Source organism: Robbsia andropogonis, assembly GCF_000970345.1.
GTDB lineage: Bacteria > Pseudomonadota > Gammaproteobacteria > Burkholderiales > Burkholderiaceae > Robbsia > Robbsia andropogonis.
Map to the genome: position 1 here is coordinate 81,684 of NZ_LAQU01000018.1, position 20,585 is coordinate 102,268.

6 protein-coding genes and 3 pseudogenes are annotated in these 20,585 nt (G+C 57.9%); 8 read left to right on the forward strand and 1 reads right to left on the reverse strand.

Annotated features, from left to right (window positions below; all coding sequences use genetic code 11):
- Positions 1-67: 67 nt before the first annotated feature.
- The 8 genes and pseudogenes from WM40_RS16730 to WM40_RS28015 all read left to right on the forward strand — a co-directional run bounded on the left by WM40_RS16730 (position 68) and on the right by WM40_RS28015 (position 20,235).
- Positions 68-733 (forward strand): response regulator transcription factor, encoded by a 666-nt coding sequence (locus WM40_RS16730; protein ID WP_046153424.1) that lies wholly within the window; start codon positions 68-70, stop codon positions 731-733.
- Positions 720-2,141 (forward strand): sensor histidine kinase N-terminal domain-containing protein, encoded by a 1,422-nt coding sequence (locus WM40_RS16735; RefSeq protein ID WP_046153425.1) that lies wholly within the window; start codon positions 720-722, stop codon positions 2,139-2,141. The genes WM40_RS16730 and WM40_RS16735 overlap by 14 nt, the downstream gene beginning before the upstream one ends.
- A 165-nt stretch (positions 2,142-2,306) precedes the next feature.
- Positions 2,307-2,671 (forward strand): annotated as a pseudogene (locus tag WM40_RS16740) (Tn3 family transposase); the annotation flags it as partial.
- 422 nt (positions 2,672-3,093) lie between these two features.
- Positions 3,094-5,045 (forward strand): annotated as a pseudogene (locus WM40_RS16745) (two-partner secretion domain-containing protein).
- Between the two features lie 26 nt (positions 5,046-5,071).
- Positions 5,072-6,837: pseudogene (locus tag WM40_RS16750) on the forward strand (ShlB/FhaC/HecB family hemolysin secretion/activation protein).
- Positions 6,838-6,892: 55 nt separating this feature from the next.
- The gene (locus tag WM40_RS16755) at positions 6,893-7,771 is read left to right on the forward strand and encodes a peptidylprolyl isomerase (protein ID WP_046153427.1); all 879 of its coding nucleotides are present in this window, start codon (positions 6,893-6,895) and stop codon (positions 7,769-7,771) included.
- Between the two features lie 25 nt (positions 7,772-7,796).
- Positions 7,797-19,457, forward strand: coding sequence for a two-partner secretion domain-containing protein (locus WM40_RS16760; protein WP_052738370.1), 11,661 nt, complete (start codon positions 7,797-7,799; stop codon positions 19,455-19,457).
- Between the two features lie 25 nt (positions 19,458-19,482).
- Positions 19,483-20,235 carry a hypothetical protein gene (locus WM40_RS28015; protein ID WP_052738371.1) on the forward strand — a complete coding sequence of 251 codons (753 nt, stop codon included), beginning with the start codon at positions 19,483-19,485 and terminating at the stop codon, positions 20,233-20,235.
- A 64-nt stretch (positions 20,236-20,299) separates the two neighbouring features.
- On the opposite strand, the gene WM40_RS16770 is transcribed toward WM40_RS28015, so the two are convergent.
- Positions 20,300-20,536: a transposase gene (locus WM40_RS16770; protein WP_082102870.1), complete on the reverse strand. Its 237-nt coding sequence runs from the start codon at positions 20,534-20,536 to the stop codon at positions 20,300-20,302.
- Positions 20,537-20,585: the final 49 nt, after the last annotated feature.

The window sequence follows — 20,585 nt, forward strand, 5'->3', positions numbered from 1 at the left end:
AATGTTCAGGGCGGTTGTCCAGGAAAACCCGTGAAGGATACATGAACGCAATATCAGGAGCGCCATCATGCGTATTCTGGTGGTAGAGGACGATGTGCACATTGGCGCCGCAATCCGCAGTCGCCTGACGAAGCTAGGCCACGCAGTGGATCTTGAAGCGGATGGTGCGATTGCAAATAGCCTGCTTCATGTCGAGCATTTCGATCTGCTTGTTCTTGATGTGATGTTGCCTTCGATGAGCGGCTTTTCGATCCTACGCAATCTACGCATGGCAGGCTCCTCGATCCCAGTTCTGCTGGTGACGGCACGCTCCGCGATTGATGACCGCGTGAGTGGTTTGGGTCTTGGCGCAGATGACTATCTCGTCAAGCCTTTTGATTACCGTGAACTCGAAGCACGGGTGCAGGCCTTGCTGCGCCGCAATAGTGGTCAGGCAAGCGATTTCGTCCGACTCGGTGGATTAGCGATTGATCGTAGTAGCCGGCTTGCGGAGCTTGATGGGAAACCCCTTGTGCTCTCGCGTCGTGAGTTCGCGTTATTGGAAATCTTGGCTACGCGCTCACAACGCGTTTTTTCGAAGGAAGAATTACTGAGCCAGTTGTTTAGTTTTGGCAACGAGCCGAGTGCAAACGCGGTTGAGCAGTACGTGACGCGCTTGCGGAAGAAGCTTATTGGTAGTTCCGTGGAGATTCGCACGGCGCGAGGTATGGGTTATAAAATTGCCGCGCTTTGACTGGTTCCGCAAGACCTTGCTTGGTCGTACGCTGCTCTTCATTGCGCTGGTTGTCGCCTCGGGTGCCGCTGCGCTTGCCGTAATCGCGCGCTACTACGCCGGTGTGGCTGCCGAGCGGGCCTACGATCAGTTGCTCGCGGGTGCTGTCATTCAGGTGGCCGAGAATCTCTATGTGCAAGGCGGTGTCCTCGCGCTCAGTCCTCCAGTAGCGGCATTGTCATCACTCTCCCGCTACGACCTTGTTTACTACAAGGTAATCGATTCGCGCGGCGTCGTTGTTGCAGGCTACAGCGATCTCCCTGCTCCAGTGAATAGTGCCGCCGCGCGACAGGGACCAGCGTTCGCGAACGGTGTGTACCAGCACCAGCGCGTTCGCACCGTCAGCATCGGGCGTTATATGCCCGAACAACACACGCCTGGTTGGGCCTTTGTGACAGTGGCACAGACAACGCACGCGCGACAGCAATTAACCAACGACATGAGCCTCAAGGTGTGGACGCTTATCCTCATCATGGGTGTGCTCGCAATTGGCGCCAGCGGTCTCGCTGTTCGGCGAGGCTTAGTGCCGCTGGCACGCATTGAAACGATCATCGCGGCGCGAGATCCTGCCGATCTGCAGCCTGTGCAGCATGATACGCCCACCGAAATCAATGCGATCATCGGTGCGATCAATGGTCTGATAGGCCGGCTAGCGGATAGGATGACTGCCATGCAGCGTTTTATCGCCGACGCTGCTCATCAGATGCGAACGCCGCTCGCACGACTCGACGCGCAGATCGAGTTGCTCAGTGACGAAACCGGTTCCGCGCAATATGCCGAGCGTCTTGACGAGCTGCGGGCGACGTGCGCGGATGTCGGCCGGCTTGCCGGTCAGTTGCTGAACCATGCGATGGTCATTCACCGCACCGAGGCTATTCCCCTACAGCCAGTGGAACTGGTGGGGCTCGTGCGGGAAGCGTTGGGACGGGCGATTCCCCTTGTGAGCGAGCACGATATCCAGGTTGGGTTCGAAAGTGATTCGCAGCAGGCATGGATAGCTGGCGACCCGATCAGCCTGCAAGAAGCGCTTTCGAATGTACTGCATAACGCGCTGCTGCATGGAGACGGAGACACGATTGACGTTAGCGTATGCACTGTGGGCGATGCCGTAACGGTCACGGTAGTTGATAGCGGCCGTGGCATTGCTCCCGAGCATTGGGCGGCGGCGCTGCGTCCATTCGAACGCTTCGATCGTGTTGACGGGTCGCGCCGTGCGGGGTCCGGCCTGGGGCTTGCGATTGTGCAAGCGGTGATGAAGGCACACCATGGTCACGTGGGTTTCGCTTTCCCAAAGCAGGGCGGATTTGCCGTAATCCTCACTTTTCTCGACACGGATCTCCACGCGCTTCGCAGAGGTCCGGCAGCGTAGGTATAGCGTCCGTGAGCGCGAAATCGATCGCGTCATGGCGGTTCGCGCCAGTTACCGTTATTGCCAGCAGGATACCGGGCGCGCATGTGACAAGATGCTGCTGAACGATTCGCCGTCCCGCATTTGGCTTGAGAAGACGACGATCGAATGCATGCTGTTCACGCTGAGTGGCTGCAGGATCCCACGCTGCGGCGTCGCCTATCGGCCGGACTCAACAAGGGCGAAGCATGCAATTTGGTGGCGCGGGCGGTGTTCTTCTACTGGCTCGGCGAGATTCGCGACCGTTCCTATGACAACCAGCGGTACCGGGCCAGCGGTCTGAATGTGGTGGTGGCTGTAATCACGCTGTGGAATACGCTTTACCTGGAGCGGGCGATCGCCGCTCCGCGACAGCACGAGGTACTCGACGACGGACTGCACCACACATGGCGCCGATCGGCTGGAATCACATCAATCTGGCTGGATACTACATCTGGCATGCCAACAAGCGGGTCGCCAAGGGACGGCTCTGGCCACGGCGGCCTGTCTAATCAGCAAACCGCGGGGCTTACCGTACGTAAAAATCCGTTTCTTGAGGGCAGCCCAAACCGCGTGTGCATGAAAAGCGTACCGAGAGCTTAAAAGGTCTCATTATCGCAACAGACGTCTGATTGATCTAATGAGATATTACAGAAAATTTCTTTCGACTTTACAATTCCGTCTAATTATTACGTCTGTGACAGGCGCGGCAAGAAAGCAAGACTGCACCGACAGACAAACTTAATCGGGGGCCTAAGGCGTCAAGCCGCAGGCATAGGCTGTGTCCAAGTACGTTATTTTACTCCCTGTTTTCAGGGGGGTATCTCTATTGCCTGTCAATCTAAAAAAAAGACATTACCTAATAAATAACGGATTTTTTCCTGCATGTGCTGCTTTTCTAATTTGCCTTTCGCTGCTGTGCGCACCATTCCGAATGGCGCTCGCAGCGGCGAGTGCGGGGGTTGTGATCGACGGCTCAACTGCGACATCGGTGAGTACAGGCAGCAGCGGTAGACAGACTGTTAGTATTGCGCCAGCAACCTACGGTATATCACGCAATAATTACACAAGCTTTAACGTCGGGGCGGCCGGCGTGGCACTTGATAACAATGGCATCAATGCACGAACTATTGTTAATCAAGTCACGAGCACTAATCCAAGCTTGATCGCGGGTGACGTCACAGTATTGGGTCCACGCGCAAATGTGGTGCTTGCGAATCCCAATGGGATAACAGTCAATGGCGGATCTTTCGTCAATACCGGGCGCGTGGCATTAACGACGGGTCAAGTCAGTTTCAATGATGTCACCGGCACCGATGGCTCCGTCATTCAGCGCAATATTGTGCTGGATACGCAAAGTGGAACGATCGTAGTCGGCCCGCTGGGCCTCGCGAGCGCGCTGATCGGCGTCGATTTAATCGCCAAGCAGATCGAAGTGAATGGGCCGCTCGTCAATACCTTTACGTCTGACACTGCCAGCGTCCGGATCATTGGCGGAACCAGCAGCGTTACGTTGGATACCAGCCTATCTCCGACGGACAACGCGAATGATTGGGTGTCATTGAGCACGACAACTTCGTCTTCCACCCGCAATGCCAGTGACGGATTCGCCATCGATATCACGGCAGCGGGCAGTCTGAGCAGTGGGCGCATCAAGTTGATCGTGACGGACAAAGGTCCTGGCGTTCGTAGTGCAGGTGCGATGAATGCAACGTACGGCGACTTTACGATCTCGTCAACGGGAGCCGTCGAGATGCTGGGCGCAACCATGACCGCGGCAGCAGGTATTGGTGTGGCAGGCGCCGACGTCGTGTTATCGAATGGCAGCCATGGCCAGACCGTGATCGCATCCAATAGCAGCGGTGTGGTCATCCAAAGTAGCGGGGATATCAACAATACGGGTGCACTGATACAGGGGAGCATCGCCAATTCATCCGATTCCAATTCGGCGGGCGCAGTCACGATGATCGCCTCCGGCAATATCGTAAATCGATCGCAACCGAATAGCACGCTTGGCATTCTCTTTGGTGTTGCTGGCGATGTCGCACTTACGGCCGGTGGCAACATTACCAATGAGAACGCGCGAATTTTGTCGAACACCGGCGTGACGCTAGCTGCCGGCGGGGACGTAGACAACACGACGGATCACAGCACCGGCATCGATAACGGGACACCAATCAATTACGCTTCGAGCGGCGGTTTTTGGTTCTTGCAGAATAAAAGAACGGCGTCGACATCGACTATGGACAGCTTGCCGACGCATCCCAGTTGGCCTATATCACTGCCGCCTCGGGCAATGTTGTCGTGAGCGCGACTAACATCAATAACAACGGGGGCTCAATCCTAGCCGATGCCGGTGGCATCTCGCTGACGGCCGCGCAGACCCTGAATACGCAAGCGGTCATGACGGGACAAGCGGCGTTCCATCAAAGTTGCTTCATTTTTTGTCATTCCAGCTCATCCAGCACCGTGCAAGCCTTTGGTGGCGTGATCGAAGCTTCGAATGATATCGCTCTCAAGGCTGGGCAGCAGATTGTAAATACCGGTGGGACGGTCTTAGCGTATGGCCGGCTGTCCCTTGATGCACCCCGCACGATTGCGCAAGCGATGACGGGCTATAGTGCCTTTAACCGTACGAATGATCTTAAGGCATGGTTCGGCAACGCGTGGTCGTCGATTTACGCGGCCGACACCGGCGGCATTTTTACAGGAGGGTCGGGTGAGGTGACGTTGACGGGCGTTGCCCAGATCGAAGGCGGCAGTTACAGCGCACCGGGCGGTGTGATAGCAGCCGGGGGCATTGACACCGTTCGTTTGCCGTATCGCCAGCCGATGACAATCGGTAATCACAACCACGTTGGTTTAGTGTCCTGGTTCGGCCTGTGAAAGATCGCGCCCGTCTTGCGTGTGCCGTGGTTGGTTTGGTGCTTCATGCGCCGGGCAGTTTCGCGCAGTCCGCACCGCCCACGGCACCGGGAAATCCAATTACCTTCACGGCACCGCGCGTTGAGCAAGATCCGGCCCAGCGACTCCTTCAAGAGCAGCGTGATCGGCAACGTCGTGAGGAATTGCAACAGCAGCCGGCGCAGATCGCCGTTCCGCAAGTAGCGATGCCGAATTTACCGGTGGATGCGGACATCGAAACCTTGCCGGATGTCGCGCCGCTGTTTCTAATCGATCGCATAGTCTTTACCGGCGATGCTGTGTTACCCGCGAAAGAACGAGATCGAATTGTTGCGCCGTTTTTACACAAGCATCTTGGCCGCCAACGGATCGACTTGCTACTGCGGCGCATCACAGAGGCTTTTATCGCCCACGGATTCATTACGACTCGGGCTTATCTCGGTTCGCAGAATCTTGCTTCGGGAACGCTGACGATCAATATCGTCGCCGGGAAATTGGCGCATTTCACGCTCAATGGGGAGCCGATCGTCGCGCATCACATGGCGTCGGCGCATTATCCGCTACCGGGTGGTGGCTTGTTTACGGATGCCGGAACGCAATGGGCTTTTGCGGCGCACGAGGGCGCGTTGCTGCGCTTACCGGATTTGGAGCAAGGCGTTGATCAAATCAATCGCCTACGACGCAACCAAGCAGAAATCCAGATCATGCCGGGACAACAGCCGGGCGATTCGATTGTCGCGATCAAGAATCATGTGGGAAGCCCGTTCTCTTTCGACCTTGGCATCGACAATTACGGCAGCGCGCAAACGGGCACGCTACGGTATCGAGCAGGGGTCGAGGCCGACAATATCATCGGCTGGCAAGAATCACTGTCGTTCAACTATGTCGGCACGCAAGACAGCAATGCCGTGGTGTTCTCGGCCGCCTTACCGTTTGGCTATCAGACGTTTAGCTATACAACGTCGCTATCCGAATATCAGCAATTGATCAGCGATGTGGCATTGCTGGAAGGACGGACCTTCAGTCAGATTCTCGGCTGGAACGACGTGTTGACACGATCACGGAGCGGGCGCATCAGCCTTGATGTGACTCTGACGAAAATGCGCACGGAGCGCAGTGTCAACGGCACTGCCTTGACACCGCAAAACCTGACGATTCTACGCGCGGGCCTAAGCGGCCTCTACCGTTTTACCGCGCGCAATGAAGGCGCTGCCGCCACCTGGGATGCTGGCGTTTCAGAGGGGGTACCTTGGTTATCCGCCACACACGATTCCGGCAATATCGACCGTGAAGAGGCACACAGTCAATTCACCAAATTCGATCTGGCCACGACGTTGCAAATCCCCATGGGTCATATCGGTAATGCGTCCTTGACCTATCGGGGACAGCTCTCCGGCCAATACAGTCCGACTGCGCTGTTTGGCAACGCGCAGATCTTTCTTGGTGGTATGCAGTCGGTCCGTGGTTTTACCGAGGGCGGCATCAGCGGCGACTCGGGCGTGTTGATGCGCAACGAAACTGCATGGCAAAACGTACCGGAGTTCCATGGTGCAACGTTTCAACCCTATCTGTTCTTGGATGCAGGAAAAGCGCATCTGATCGCGCAAAGTGGTTGGCCCACGCTGATGGGGCGGGGATGGGCGTGCGTGCGCAGTGGCGCTTTCATTCGCAGACCATTACGAGCGAAGTTTTGGTAGGTCAGGCGCTTTTGCAGCCGGCCGCATTAGGTAAAAAAGCCAGCGTTCTGCTGGCTACTCTCAATTGGTCGGACTGACACCGACGCATGACGGAATCATCATGAATTTTTTTCCTTAAGGTATAGAACGACGGTGCTTGGCGTCGCCACGATCCTGACGACGCTCACGTTTGCCACGGGTTCGGCGTCGGCAGCGCGCGCATCGAAAAACGATAACAACGCCGACCGTGTGTCCTCCAGTGGCGTGCTTCCGCCAGGCACGGTGGCGCGCGTCAACGATGTGTCGATCACAAACGCCGATGTCGATCAAACCTTGGCGGCGCTACACGAAACGGATACGCCTGCTGCGCGCGCGCAAGTCAAAAACCAATTGATCGCGAGAGAACTTTTCCGACAAGCGGCGAAACGCGCGCATTATGACACGCACGCAGATGTGGTGGCGGCGGCGGAAGAAGCGCGGGAGCAAGCGCAAACGAATGCCATGATCGGCAGCTATCTTCGTGACGAGGTGAAGCTACAGCCCATCACCGACGCGGCGCTCCAAGCCCAATACGATGCAATCGTCTCGCGCCTCGGCACAGATGAATGGAAACCACGCGCGATCGTGCTCAAGGACGCCGATACCGCGAAGTTGGTGCTCGCGCAGTTAAAACAGGGTGGTGACTTCGCGAAACTCGCCGTGCAGTACAGCCAAGGGGCCGACGCGGCGCGAGGCGGCGAGCTGAACTGGGTCTCGTTCAAAACCCCGATTCAGCCAGGGCAGACGTTGAACTGGCCGACTCCCCTTGCGGAAGCGTTGGTGAAGTTACCGCAAGGTGCAGTGAGCAACACGCCGATCCAAGTAGGAGACGCCTATTGGATTTTGCGAGTCGATCAAAAGCGCCCAACCAAGATTCCGACCTTTGCGGAGACGGCGGCGCCGTTACGTGCCCAATTGACGCGCGCAGAAATTGAAAAGGCAACGTCCAAGATCGTGGTCGATCTGATGAAGCACGCACAGATTCAACAATAAAAATACTTTTCGGCTCGGACCCTCAATGATGCGGCAGCTCACGACACAGATCGACGGCAATGACGATATCGGCGACGCCGATTACGTCGATCCGCAGCCGGCAGATTATGACGCCTCGCGCGCACCGAGCGGGTGGCAGCGCGTATTTGCCGCTGTGCTGTGTGTGACGCTGTTTTTCTCGCCGCTGTCGATTACCTATCGGCAAAGCGAGAGCGCCGCAGGGATCTTGGCCGCCGGCAGCACGCGTCGCAGCGTTGCGGACTGGGAAGCATTTTTGGTGCGGGTGTCACTGCCGGTGTTATTGCCCGCAGGCTTTTTGCTTCGCGATCTCGATATCAAACTGGGGCTGCACGGTGCCGATGCGGCGACCATCACAGATCCAAGCGCGCCGGTTGCGTTTCAACCCCAGATAACACAAAGCACCGGCGCAAACGGAGGCGTTCCGGTCGTTAATATCACCGCACCGAACGCCGCCGGCATCTCCTTGAATCAATACCAACGCTTCGACATCGATGCTGCCGGCTTAATTCTGAATAACAGCCTTAGATCAGGCACCTCATTGACCGGCGGCGATGTCGCTGCAAATCCCAACTTGGCCGGTCGCGCTGCGAGCGTGATCATCAACCAGGTGACATCGAACGGTGCCGGCTATGCGGGCGTGCTCGCAGGGCCACTCGAGGTATTTGGGGCGCCTGCGACAGTCATCATTGCCAATCCGAACGGAATTAGCACGAGAGGCGTTGCTTTTACGAATACGATAGGAGTGACGCTCGCCACGGGCGTACCGCAGTTCGTCAGCGATTTGAACGGAACACGCAGCGATTTTGCGAACGCGACACAGGTCGGCTATAGCATCAGTGGCGGGCATATCCAGATCGAGGGGAACACTGGGACAAATGGTCCTGGTGCGGGGATTGATGGCACTGTCGGTACGATCGACCTGATCGGCGAGACGATAGGCGTCAATGCACCGCTCTACGCCGGTAATCGGATCGACGCGATTGCCGGCCGGCAGTTTGTCATGCCCGCGTCGACGGCAAGAGCGGCATCCGGCTATGCGGTATCAGCGAACGGCAGCGACAACAGCGCAAGCGCGACGAACGCCGCAATCGACGCTGCGAACGCGGTGTCGGCGAACGGTGCCGTGCACGGCTTGTCGATCGATGCGACGGCGTTTGGGGCAATGACGGCCGGCGCGATTCAGGTGATCAGTACGGCTGCCGGCATGGGCGTGCGCACGGACGCCAAGCTGGCTGCGAATACAAGCGATCTCGTGCTGTCGGCCAATGGTGATCTGACGGTTGCGGGAACGGCTGCGCAACAGCAGGCCAGCTTGTCGTCGAGCGGCGATGTCGTGATGAGCGCTAGCCATGTCGGCGTCGCAGGCTATGCAATCGCCGCAAGCGCTAGCGTCGCGTCAACCGGCACCTTGCAATCAGGCGGCGCTTTGACAGTATCGGCCGGCAGTGATATCACGCTGGCCAGTACGCAGACAAATGGCGATGCCACGCTGACGAGCGGTCGAAACATCAGCCTTGGTGACGCACAGATCGGCGGCGCCTTGCAGGCGACTGCACAGCAAAAATTAACGCTAGATGGCACCGTGCAGTCTGGAGGCAATACAAGCTTGGCCGCTACGCAAGACGCACTTGCATTGAACGGCACGGTAAGCAGTGGTGGCGATCTGGCGTTGCTGTCGGGTGGAAATACCACCATTGCTGGTAAAACGACTGCGCAGGCGGCGGTTAGTACGCACAGTGGGGCCGACTTAACCGTTAGTGGCTCCCTGACAAGCGGCACGACTTTGGATGCGCACGCGATTGGTGCGATTGCGATTCCGGGTTCGCTTCTTGTTGGCACTAATGCCACGTTGAACGCCGGGGACGCGGTCACCGTGGCAGGCATGATGATCGCTCAGCAAGATGGCGCAATCACCGCCGGCAGTGGCCTTGCTGTGACCGGGTCGATTGCCTTCGGGCAGAACGGCAGCCTGCATGCCGTCGGCGATATCGTCCTGCCCGGCACCGTGTTGGCGAATGCGCTTCAGGTTGACGCGGGCGGTGCCGCGCAGTTCGGCACGTTGCAAGTGGGCGGTGCATTCGGCGCGATCGCAGAAGGGCAGAACGGCCTCGGAGACATCACATTTGCGGGTAATGCGGCGGTTGTTGGCAGCAGTGACGTCAGCGCGGCGCATGACGTTGTGGTTTCCGGGACGCTCGCGGGTGGCGATCGGACGTCGATGGTTGCGCAACAGGATCTGACGATTGCTAGCGACGCCACGGTTCAGTCGGTTGGTGCGCTGACGCTTACTGCCAAGAACGGCGACGTCCAATCCACAGGAAACGTTAATAGCGCAGCAGGGCTGAACGTTACTGCCGGGCACGCGATCGGTGTTACTGGCACGACCAGCGCGGTTGGTGACGTAGACCTGGAAGCAGGGACGGACCTCAACATCGGTGGGACGCTTGCGGGGCAGGGTAAAGCGACGCTGCATGCCGGACAAGACTTGGTCGCGGCAGGTAGTACGGGTTTTGCCGGCGATGCGACCGTTAGCGCCGGACGAGATATTAGCGTCACCGGATCATTGCAAGCCGATGCAATGCACTTGCATGCGGGGCGGTCCGTGACATTACAAAATGTCCATGCGAATGCAGGGCTCGATGCGACGGCTGACGACGGGGGCGTACAGGTCAACGGCAATGTGCTGTCGGCAGCGGCCAGCACGCTGCACGCGAGTGGCGATGTGAATGTCGCGGCAAGCGGCGCGGTGCAAGCAGCCGGTGCCTTGACGATAACGGGCGGCGGCAATACCACGATCGCGGGAAATGCATCGTCGAACGGCGATATGACGTTGACGAACGCTGCGGGAGGCATTGTCAACGTCGGCACGATCGCGGCGGGTGGCAATTTGGCGATAAGCGCAGCACAGTCCATCGATCTCGGCACGCAAAGTACGTCGGCTCTTGGCGATCTCGCGGTCATGGCGGGTCAGGACCTTGTATTCGACGGCACGATTGTCGTTCAAGGCAAGGGTACCTTGCAGGCTGGAACGGCAGGCAATGGCGGCGCGATCAGCGGCGCCGGGAACATGGCCGTAGGTGGGGATGCAATATTGCTTGCGACCCTCGCGATCACCTCCACCGGTTCGATCCGCGGTGGTACCGTCACAGTGACGTCTGGCGGCGCGACGAGCTTGCAAGACGTGCAGTCGGGATCCGCAATGACGCTGCAAAGTGGCGATGCGTTGACCCTAAACGGAAAGTTGAGCACCGGTGACGCTCTCAGCGCGACTGCCGATGGCAATCTTCTCGTCAATGGCGCGATACAGGCGGGCAGCGACGCGGCGTTGGCTTCGCAACATGGCGACGTTTCCATCGCTGCTGGCGGAACACTCGCCGGCAGCGGCCAGGTCGCATTGAATGCCGCTCAAGACATCCACGTCGATGGATCGCTGACAAGTGCCGGTAACGCCTCGCTGCAAGCCACGCGCGACGTTAGCGCCACTGGTTCTGTCCAAGGACAAGGCAGCGGTAACGTGACGGCAGGCCGTGACTTGACCGGGAGCGGGACGCTGTCTTTCACGCAAGCAGCGACGCTGCGCGCCGAAGGCGACATAAACCAAGGTGGTCTGGTACAGGGGCAAAGCGTCGACCTCAGCGCAGCCGGCACTGTTAGCGTCAACAATGTCGAAGCAGCGACGACGTTGGCCCTGCGTGCTGGCGACACGACCAACGGCATCGGCGCGCTGAATGTTGCCGGTACCGCAGTAGCCGGTGGCGCGGCCACCGCCAGCGCATCGCAAGACATAAACGTGAGCGGCAAAATTGCCAGCGGTACCACGCTGGCGATGCGTGCCGTACGCGATATCACCATTCCCGGCGCCTTGGAGTCGGTCGGCGGCATGACGGTCACGTCACAGGCGGGTAGTTTGCTCGCAACCGGCGGCATCAACAGCGGCGCATCGCTTTTCGTCACCACGGGCTTGGATCTGACAACCGGCGTGAGCACCACGGCACTCGGCCAAACCACGTTACAAGCCGGACGGGATCTCGGTTTGAATGGCGTCGTGGTCGGCCAGACTGCCGGTACGCTGCAAGCCGGACGCGACATTAGCGGTGCTGGGACACAATCGTTTGACGGCGACGTCACACTTAGCGCTCAACGCGATGTCTCGCTCTCCGGATCGATTCAGGCAAACAGCGTTCAAGCGACGGCTGCGGGAAATGCCGCGTTGCATGATGTCACCTCTGCAACGAGTTTGACCGTGGCTGCACAGGGCAGCACGGACGGTGCAGGAGGGAGTGCAGGGTCTGCGATTTCAGCAGGTGCAACGATCGGCACACTGTCCGGAGACGTCGACATCACAGGTACGGCGAAAGCCGCGACCGGCGTGGCCATCACTGCGGCGCGAGATGCAACGGTAGGGGGCGCCTTAAGCAGCGGCACGAGCTTGGGTATCGACGCCACGCGCACGATCAACGTAAACGGTCGCCTCCAATCGACAAGCGCGATGCAGTTGACCGCCCGCACGGGAGACGTCGTCACATCGGGTGCCGCAACCGTTAGCACAAACGACGCGTTGTTGGTAAATGCCGGCAACGACGCGACGCTTGCCGGTCAGATCAATGCGACGCAGCAAGTCGATGTAGAAGCCGGGCGTGACATCACTGTTGGTTCGGTAGGGACCGGAGCAGCGACCCCGTCGGGCACTCAGTTAGCGGGTCAAGCTACCGGAACGTTGAACGCCGGTCGCGACATCAAGGGCGATGCTGCAGTAGCGTTCGCGCAGGCGGCAACGGTGGCGGCAGGACGCGATGTGGCTTTGACCGGAAAACTCCAAGGCGCATCGGCCACGGTCACAGCAGTAGGGAATGCGGCGGTCGGCGCGGTAGATGCGACCGTGGGAAATGCGTCGTTGCAGGCGCAGGGGGGTGCGCTGTCCGCAAGCGGTAACATTAGTGCGCTGGAGGCCGTTTCCCTTAACGCCGCCAATGATATGCGTATCGCGGGGACGATCAACAGCGGTACGACAACGACGATCGATGCTGGCGGTCGGGCTCAGCTAGCCGATATCAGCGCAACCGGTGATTTACGGGCACAGGCGCACGGTGGTTCTCTCACGGCTGGCGCAATAACAAGCAATGGTGGGGTGACGCTGATCTCGCAAGGCGATATGGCCTTGTCCTCGGCACAAAGCACCGCGGCGTTGTCCTTGCAGGCCCTCGGCGCAACCGCGCAAGGGAGTGCCGGAGACTTGTCCGTCACCGGCGTACTGTCGTCGGCCACGTCGATTTCGGCAAGCGCAGCCGAAGACTTAGCCGTCGGCGGCAATATCGGCAGTGGCGGCGCTGCGGATTTTTCCGGCGCACGTGATGTGACGCTAAGCGGATCGACCCTTGGCATGGGCGCCGGGACCATTACGGCCGGCCGGAATGTGCAAGCGGGGAGTATCGCCTTTGGTGAGAGTACGACCGTGACCAGTGGTGGCAACGCTGTGCTCGGGGCTATTCAGGGCGCGGGCGATGTGTCGCTGACTGCCGCAGGCAACCTCAGTAGCGGCGCGATCATTGCCGTAGGTGCGTTGTCTGCCGTCGCCGGACAAAACCGCGTGGGGGCAACAAATAGCGAGACGGTCCCCGGCAGCCTGAGCGTCAACGGCACGATCCAAGCCGGCTCGACGGTCGCTCTCAATGCGGCAGGAAGCGTGACCGTCGCCGGCGTTACGTCGGCAGTCGGCGACGTAACGGCCAACGCGACACAAGGCAGTGCATCGCTAGCCGGTGTGTCTACAAACGGTAATGTAACCGTTACGGCGGGTAGTGCGGTCGTGCTCAGCGGGACGAGTACCGCGGTCGGTAATGTGGCCTTGAGCGGCAGTGACGTCACCTTGACCGGTAGCATCGGTACGTCGAAAGCGTTAAACGTTACCGCGCAAAATTCCCTGGATGCCAGCGGCGCATCGTTGTTGTCCACCGGTAGTACGACACTCAAGGGCGGCGACGTCAAAATCAGCACCGCTCTCGTGGGTGCCGACCTCAATGCGCAAGCCAGCCGTAGCATGTCCTTGACCGGCGGCAATATCGACGTCGTCGGCGTGACGAACCTGTCGGCGGGGACCACATTGTCGAACGTAGGCGCGGTGTTGAGCGGTGGCGCGATGACGATTACCGCATCGACTATCACAAACGCGCTAGGGGCTTCGTTGGCTTCTACCGATGCGTTGCGCTTGACCGCGGGGAGCCTCAGTAACGCCGGCTTGATCAATGGCTTGACGACGACGCTTACCGCGACGGGGGCTTTGACCAACGCTGGCTCGCTGCTTGGTGTCAACGGCTTGACGATCAACGCCGGCACGTTGAACAACAATAACGGGGTGATTTTCTCGGGTGATACCAGTGCCACTTCGGCTAGCACGGTAACTGCTGATTTGTCGATCAATCTGACTGGTGCGAACACGACGTATAGCAATACGAGCGGCCAGATTCTGGCACAACGCAATCTGAGTTTGGCCGCGAATAACAGTACGGTGGATACATCGCTTGGTAGTTTGCAAGCCGGCGGCGCGTTGGCAATCACGGCAAACACGATCAGCAATAGCGGCACGTGGAACTACGCTGCGCAGAGTGTAACGTTGACCGGTTTGAGTGGCATTGTTAATACCGGCACGATTTCCGGCACCGCACCGTTGACGTTGAACACCGGCGGCACGTTCGTGAACGCCGGGCAACTGAGTGGGCAGGTCGTCACGCTGAATGGCGCTTTGTACAACACGGGCGTGCTGCACACGAGCAGTTTGTTCACATTGAATGGCAGCGGTACGAATCGCGGAACGGTCGAGTCCGTGGGTGACTTCGTCGTGACCGGAAGCAACTACGACAATCAGTATGGCACCACGCAGGCCAGCGGCAATGCCATCTTTGCATTGAGCGGCACACTGTCGAATACGGCTGGCGCCATCTACGCCGGTAACAACGTCACCATTACCGCGAACGCCGTCGTCAACGACCAGGCGGGTCCAACCGGCGCGACGACAACGTCTACCGCTGCGGTCGTCAGTCCGAGCGTGTTGTGGGCTGGCAGCATTGGGTCGATCAATGTGCCGTCTGAATGGGAAGCCCAGAGTCAAGAGAGCGATACCAATTGGGGAACATACCGTTGGTCCGCGTCGTCGACGGTCGGTGATTTGTTGTCGATGACGGGCACGACGTCACAAATCCAGTCTGACCATTTTAGTTGTCACATAAGTTGCGGATTGTCTGGCTCAGGGCCGATTCTGGCGAGCGGCGTGCTGTACTTTACGCAGCAAACCGTGACCACAGGCACGGACGATAACGGCTATGGCATCCAAGGCACCTACTGGTATATCTCCGGCAGTGCTGCTGGCGCAGGTGCGGCCATTGCCTTACCCACCGTGTATCAAACGACAACCACGCAGCAACTCGGTGCGGCAGGGGTTATTTCCGCAGGCGGCGCGCTGTCGATCACAGCGAATAGCTTGTCGAATCGCGGCGGCCAGATTTCGGCCCAAGGCAATGTGTTATTAAACGTGCAGTCGTTAAGCAACGGCTCGATTGCCCCATCGCTGACGGCCACCACCTACACGTGGATCAATCAGAGTGATTATTCTGCGTTCCTGAACCAACTCGCGTCAATTGGCACGATTGCCGTGCGCAATGGCAGCGGAAGCTACAGCGGCCCCTACGACTGCTACTTTAACTGCAGTGGCCAACCTGATAGTTATGCCCCCGCGACGTTCTCGATTAATACCGGTGCTGCCGCGCCGACCGGCACTGGCACCACGACCTGGACAACGCCAACGGGCATGATCGCCGCCGGCAATAACATGACGGTGTCCGGTGGCAATTTAACTAATGCCGGTCTGCTTTATGCCGGTAATGACGTCTCGGTCACGGCACAAAGTTTGACGAACCAAGGTGGTACGCAACAGAACCAAGCTGCGCAGACGGGCTGTGCCTCGGGTGTGCCGAATGAAGGATGTGGCACAGCGGGCGCTGCGAAGGGCAGTGGCCCCACCACGGCGTCGTTCAACTACTCACAAAATGCAACGATCTATGCCGGTCATGATTTGGTCATCGCAGCAGGCCAGATAAACAATACGTTTGGCAGTTTGCTTGCCGGGCATGATCTGGTTGTCGGTGGCGTCGGGACCACGGCGACTTCAAGCACGGCTGCGAAGAGCTTGAACAACACGTCGGGTAATATCGTCGCGGGCAACGATATTACCTTGAACTTGTCCGGTGCCATTACGAACACGCTTCCGCCGCCAGTCCAAATCAGCGTCAATTATGGTTCGACCGAAGCCTACGCCGGTTGTATGACGGCAGGCGGATACAAGGACGGATATTGTTCGGCGTATGTCGATCAGCAATCTGGAAGTTCATCGGTGATCAGCGCCGGGAACAACTTGCAGATCACCGCTGGCAGCCTGACCAACGTGGGGAGTTTGATTTCGGCGGGAACCAGCGCGACGATTAATGTTTCCGGCCCGGTTGTCAACGAAGCGCAAACGTTGAATGCGTATTGGCATTCGCATTGGATTCAGTCGACAGGCTTGTTCAGTAGCGATAAGTCGCATGATACGTGGGCATGTGGATCGGTGGCCGAATGCACGGCACTGTACGGGGATGCTTATACAAAGACCGGTGGTTCGATCGATCCCCCGCAGCCAGTGGGCAGTATTGCAGCCACGATTCAGGCGCCAAACCTGACGATCAATGCCGGCGGCACGATTCAGAACGTCGGCAATGTCTTGGGTACGTCAATCTCCCTGACCGGTCAAAGCTTGATCAACGGCATCACGACGGCAAACACTTACACGCCACGAGTGAATAGTGCATCGCAGGTGATCTCGCTTAACCCGACCACTTTGCCAAGTTTGAATCTGTCGATTCCGCGTTCTGGTGCTTATACGTCAGTTGCGGTGGCAGGTACAGCATCCTACGTCGACTCGGCGATTGGCACGAGCAACGGCTTTACCCCACAAGATCTAATCAACAATTTACCGAACACGTTGCAGCCTAGCACGACCCTGTTTTATTACAACCCGCAGGAAGAAGACCTGCTCTTACAGCAAGTCGCCCTGCAGCAGACCGGCAAAGCGAGCTTTATCGATGGGCTGAGCTATGACAGCAAAAACAACCTGTCGGTCACCGAGCAGGAAAAAGGCATCCTATATCAAAACGCGTTGACCTACGCGGAGAATAATAATCTTAAGCTGGGTGACGCGTTGAGTCAGACGCAGATAGCGGCACTTGATAAACCGATGTTGTGGTACGTCGAGCAGACGGTGCCGGACCCGTCGTGTACGGCGACGGGTACCAGTGCGTGTCCAACGATTACCGCGTTGATGCCACAGATATACCTGCCACAAGATACGAACGCCTTGCAGGCCGGCGGCACGATTTCGGGTACGGATGTCACGCTTGCGTTCAATAAAAGCGGTGGGTCGGTATTGAACACCGGCACGATCGCGGCGGCCAACACGTTGACGATCGATACTGGCACGTTGACGAACCGGGCAAACCAGGTCGATATCGGAAACGAGTGGTCGAGCGTCAAGGGAGGCTACGTCGACACCACGGGTACGGTGGTGCAGCCGGGCGGCTATATGAGCGCGGCGAACTATGCGTTGAATGTAGGCCAGCTCACGCAGATCGGCGGTTCCTTGAATCTGTTGAACGCGGACGGTAGCGTGAATGCCGCGGGAACCGCCGCGCTGGTTACCCAGTTGCAGCAACAGCTAGGCAGTAATTTCTCGCAAGAGACAGTGGCGGACGCATTGCACACGCAGTTCGTCAAGGAGGGGGGGACGCCTGGCTGGCTGAGCGTTGTGGCGATCGCCGCGGCAATCGCGGTTTCGGTGGTTACGTATGGTGCGGCCTCAGGAGCCGTCGGCGCGGCGGCTGGGGCGACGGCGGGTTCGGGAACTGCGTTTGCCGCAGCCTCGGCAGCTACTGCAGCGACCACTGTCTCTGCCGGATTAGGCAATATCGTTTTATCAGCGGCCCTTGCAGGGATTGCGAGCAGCGCAACAAGCCAATTGATCATGACGGGGTCGATTGACGGGGGCAAACTCGGCGAAGCAGCGCTCGTTAGCGGCATCACGGCTGGTTTGCTCAACGGCATTACCTATAGCGGTACGGATGGCCTTGGATTTACGACAAACGGAATGGCTGTCGGCGGTAGCACAGGCGGTGCACAGACGCTGGCTAGCCTGGGCGGCATTCAGAGTGTCGCGGGCAGCCTCGTTCCCCAAGCGACGACGTCTACCGCCAGTACATTGCCGAGCGCTCTAGTAGCGGCCGCCGCTGGAGCAACGATTTCTGCGGGTGTCCAAACTGCAATCGAAGGTGGCAGTTTTCTTGACTCGCTCAAAGGCGCAGTGATTCAGGATGGCGCTGCGATCGCAGCAGATGACATTGGTACCCTATTCAACGGGTCCGGCTATCTTTTAAGCACAAGCAGTCCGCTGTACGTTGCTGCGCACGCAGCACTAGGGTGTGTGACGGGAGCCGCTAGCGGCACCGGTTGTGCAAGCAGTGCAATTGGTGGTGCGGTTTCCGCTGGACTAAACCCAATCATCGACGGCAACGGAACGACTCCGGCAGTTCTAGAAACAGCGATCACAACGTTGGCCGGAGGTTTGGTTGCGGGAGCCTTGGGGCAGAACGGAACGGCTGCGGCAACGGCCGCAGAGAATGAGACGCTTAATAATTGGCTGAATCACGTAACGATCTTTCCGGGGCAGCAGTCGCAGTCGCAGAAGCTGGATGCTGCGCAGGCAGGATGCGATAGTAACAGCGCAGGTACGTGCGGGACGACAGCCACGTTGATGCAGACGTCCGAAACGAATGACAAGGCTCTGGCCGCCGCTTGTCAGTCTCCGGCCTCGTTTGCATGTGCCTACCAGAAGACCTTAGCCTATATGGCGGGCAACACCGTTTCTACAGTCAACGGTGTGACCGTTGCCGCAGCAGCGTCGCCACCTACGTACACCGCACCCAGCCAGGCAGCGGCTATGCTTGACAATGCGCTGTCGGGTCCGCTGCCGGGGATACTGGCAGGGATGACGTATGGACTCGGCGGGTCGACTGAGACTGCATACTACTTGTCCACTCTGGGCATCGCCGCCGGTGGCGTTACAGCAGGTTTGGCGGGAATCGGTGGAACCAAGACAGTTGCTGTAATCTCTGAAGCCACAAACAGTTCGACTGCGGCCAGCACCCTTGCAGCGAACAATGCAGCAGGTAAGCTTGCGGAGAGCCTGGTGCAGGCAGGCCTTACAAGCCAAGATGGCATTGCGGTGACTAGTCAAGTCAGCTTAACGAGTGGGTCTACCCGTGCGGTGGCCGACTTGGGCGTCACAGGCTTGCCCAATGCAACGGTTCAGGTGCCGTCTGGATTTGTGGCGGAAGATATCAATGGAAATCTGCTCTTAAATTCGAACGGCAACCCGATAACATCGTTCAGTCTAAACTCTCAAGGTCAAGCTATCGTAGAAATCAAGACTGGCGGAGCTTCGTTGACTTCGAATCAGTCAACCGTGTATCCGGCTGTGCAGGCTGGAACAGCAACGCCCGTGGGAGGCAAAGCGACAAGCACGTTTGGTGCACCGCTTCCCAGCACACTTTCGCCTACACCGGTCATAGTTCTGCGAAAACAATGAGTTAAATATCTAGACAAACACCGATATGAGCACTTTTAAATCCAATATTTATGAAATATGTAGCGAGGTAGCCGGAGAATTTCCGGGGTGGAAATTTGTATCTGGTCGATTCAAGAACGGGGCGTTAAGACACTCAGAACTGGTCATAGATCCTGGTTTATTTTTCGAGCGTGGCTTCACAAGTTTGCAGCCCTCCATTTGCATACGAAACAAGCGTTGTGAGGCCTTGTATTCAAAAATTCTCGAAATAAAGAAGACCCAGGTGATACCTGTGTCTCTTGTCAATTTTCAGGTCGTCGCTGATTCTCTAAAGTACATGCCTGAGGCAATGAGAGTTAGGTGCTTGATTTGCGAAGATAAGATTTCTTACTTGGTGGCGATTAAAGAATCGACGGATGCCAGCGAAGAAATGAAGATGAATTTGCAGAATGCAGCGGTTAGCGTTGGAGATGCCCGTCCAGTTCTTTTAGACATGATGAAAGATGGCATTTCATTTATCGAGAATCACTACGATTTAAGCAGTGAAGAGAATCTCCTACGTGGGTTGCCAGCGAAGTACCTGACACGGAACAAGATTCCATACGATGAGATGGAAAAGCAAAAGGGGGTGATTCTCTGCGTCGTTCGCGTTCTCCTCGGTGATTTCGACTTCGTTGAGCGCTATGCGAACGTTGACTTTAAGACGATTTTCCCCAAGCGTACGGACGAGCTCGACAGGATTGTCGCGGCGTTGCCGGAGTTGAAGAAACGTTACGCCGAAGCCGGTTCGGTCATCTAGTGTTCCGGGTTTTGTCGCGTTGATGATTGGAAGGCGAATTTTTCCAGGGACAGCGCTCCGTCCCTCAAACCTCTGCTTCCAGTTCCGAGACACCCGGCTTGGCGCGACTCGTCGGCGCCGGCGTCTTGGTGACCGACGCAGTCCCTTCACGCCGCTGCTTGCGGGCCCAGTTGCCGATCGTCGCCACTGGCACTCCGAGACGGCGTGCCACCTCATTGTGCCCGACAGAATTTGCCAGCTTTGCCGCTTCCACTCGGAATTCCTCCATGCAGCGACGATTCGGTACGTTCTTTTTGCCCATCTCGACCTCCGTTCAACAGATTATTTAACATGTCTGCTGTACGTCGTTT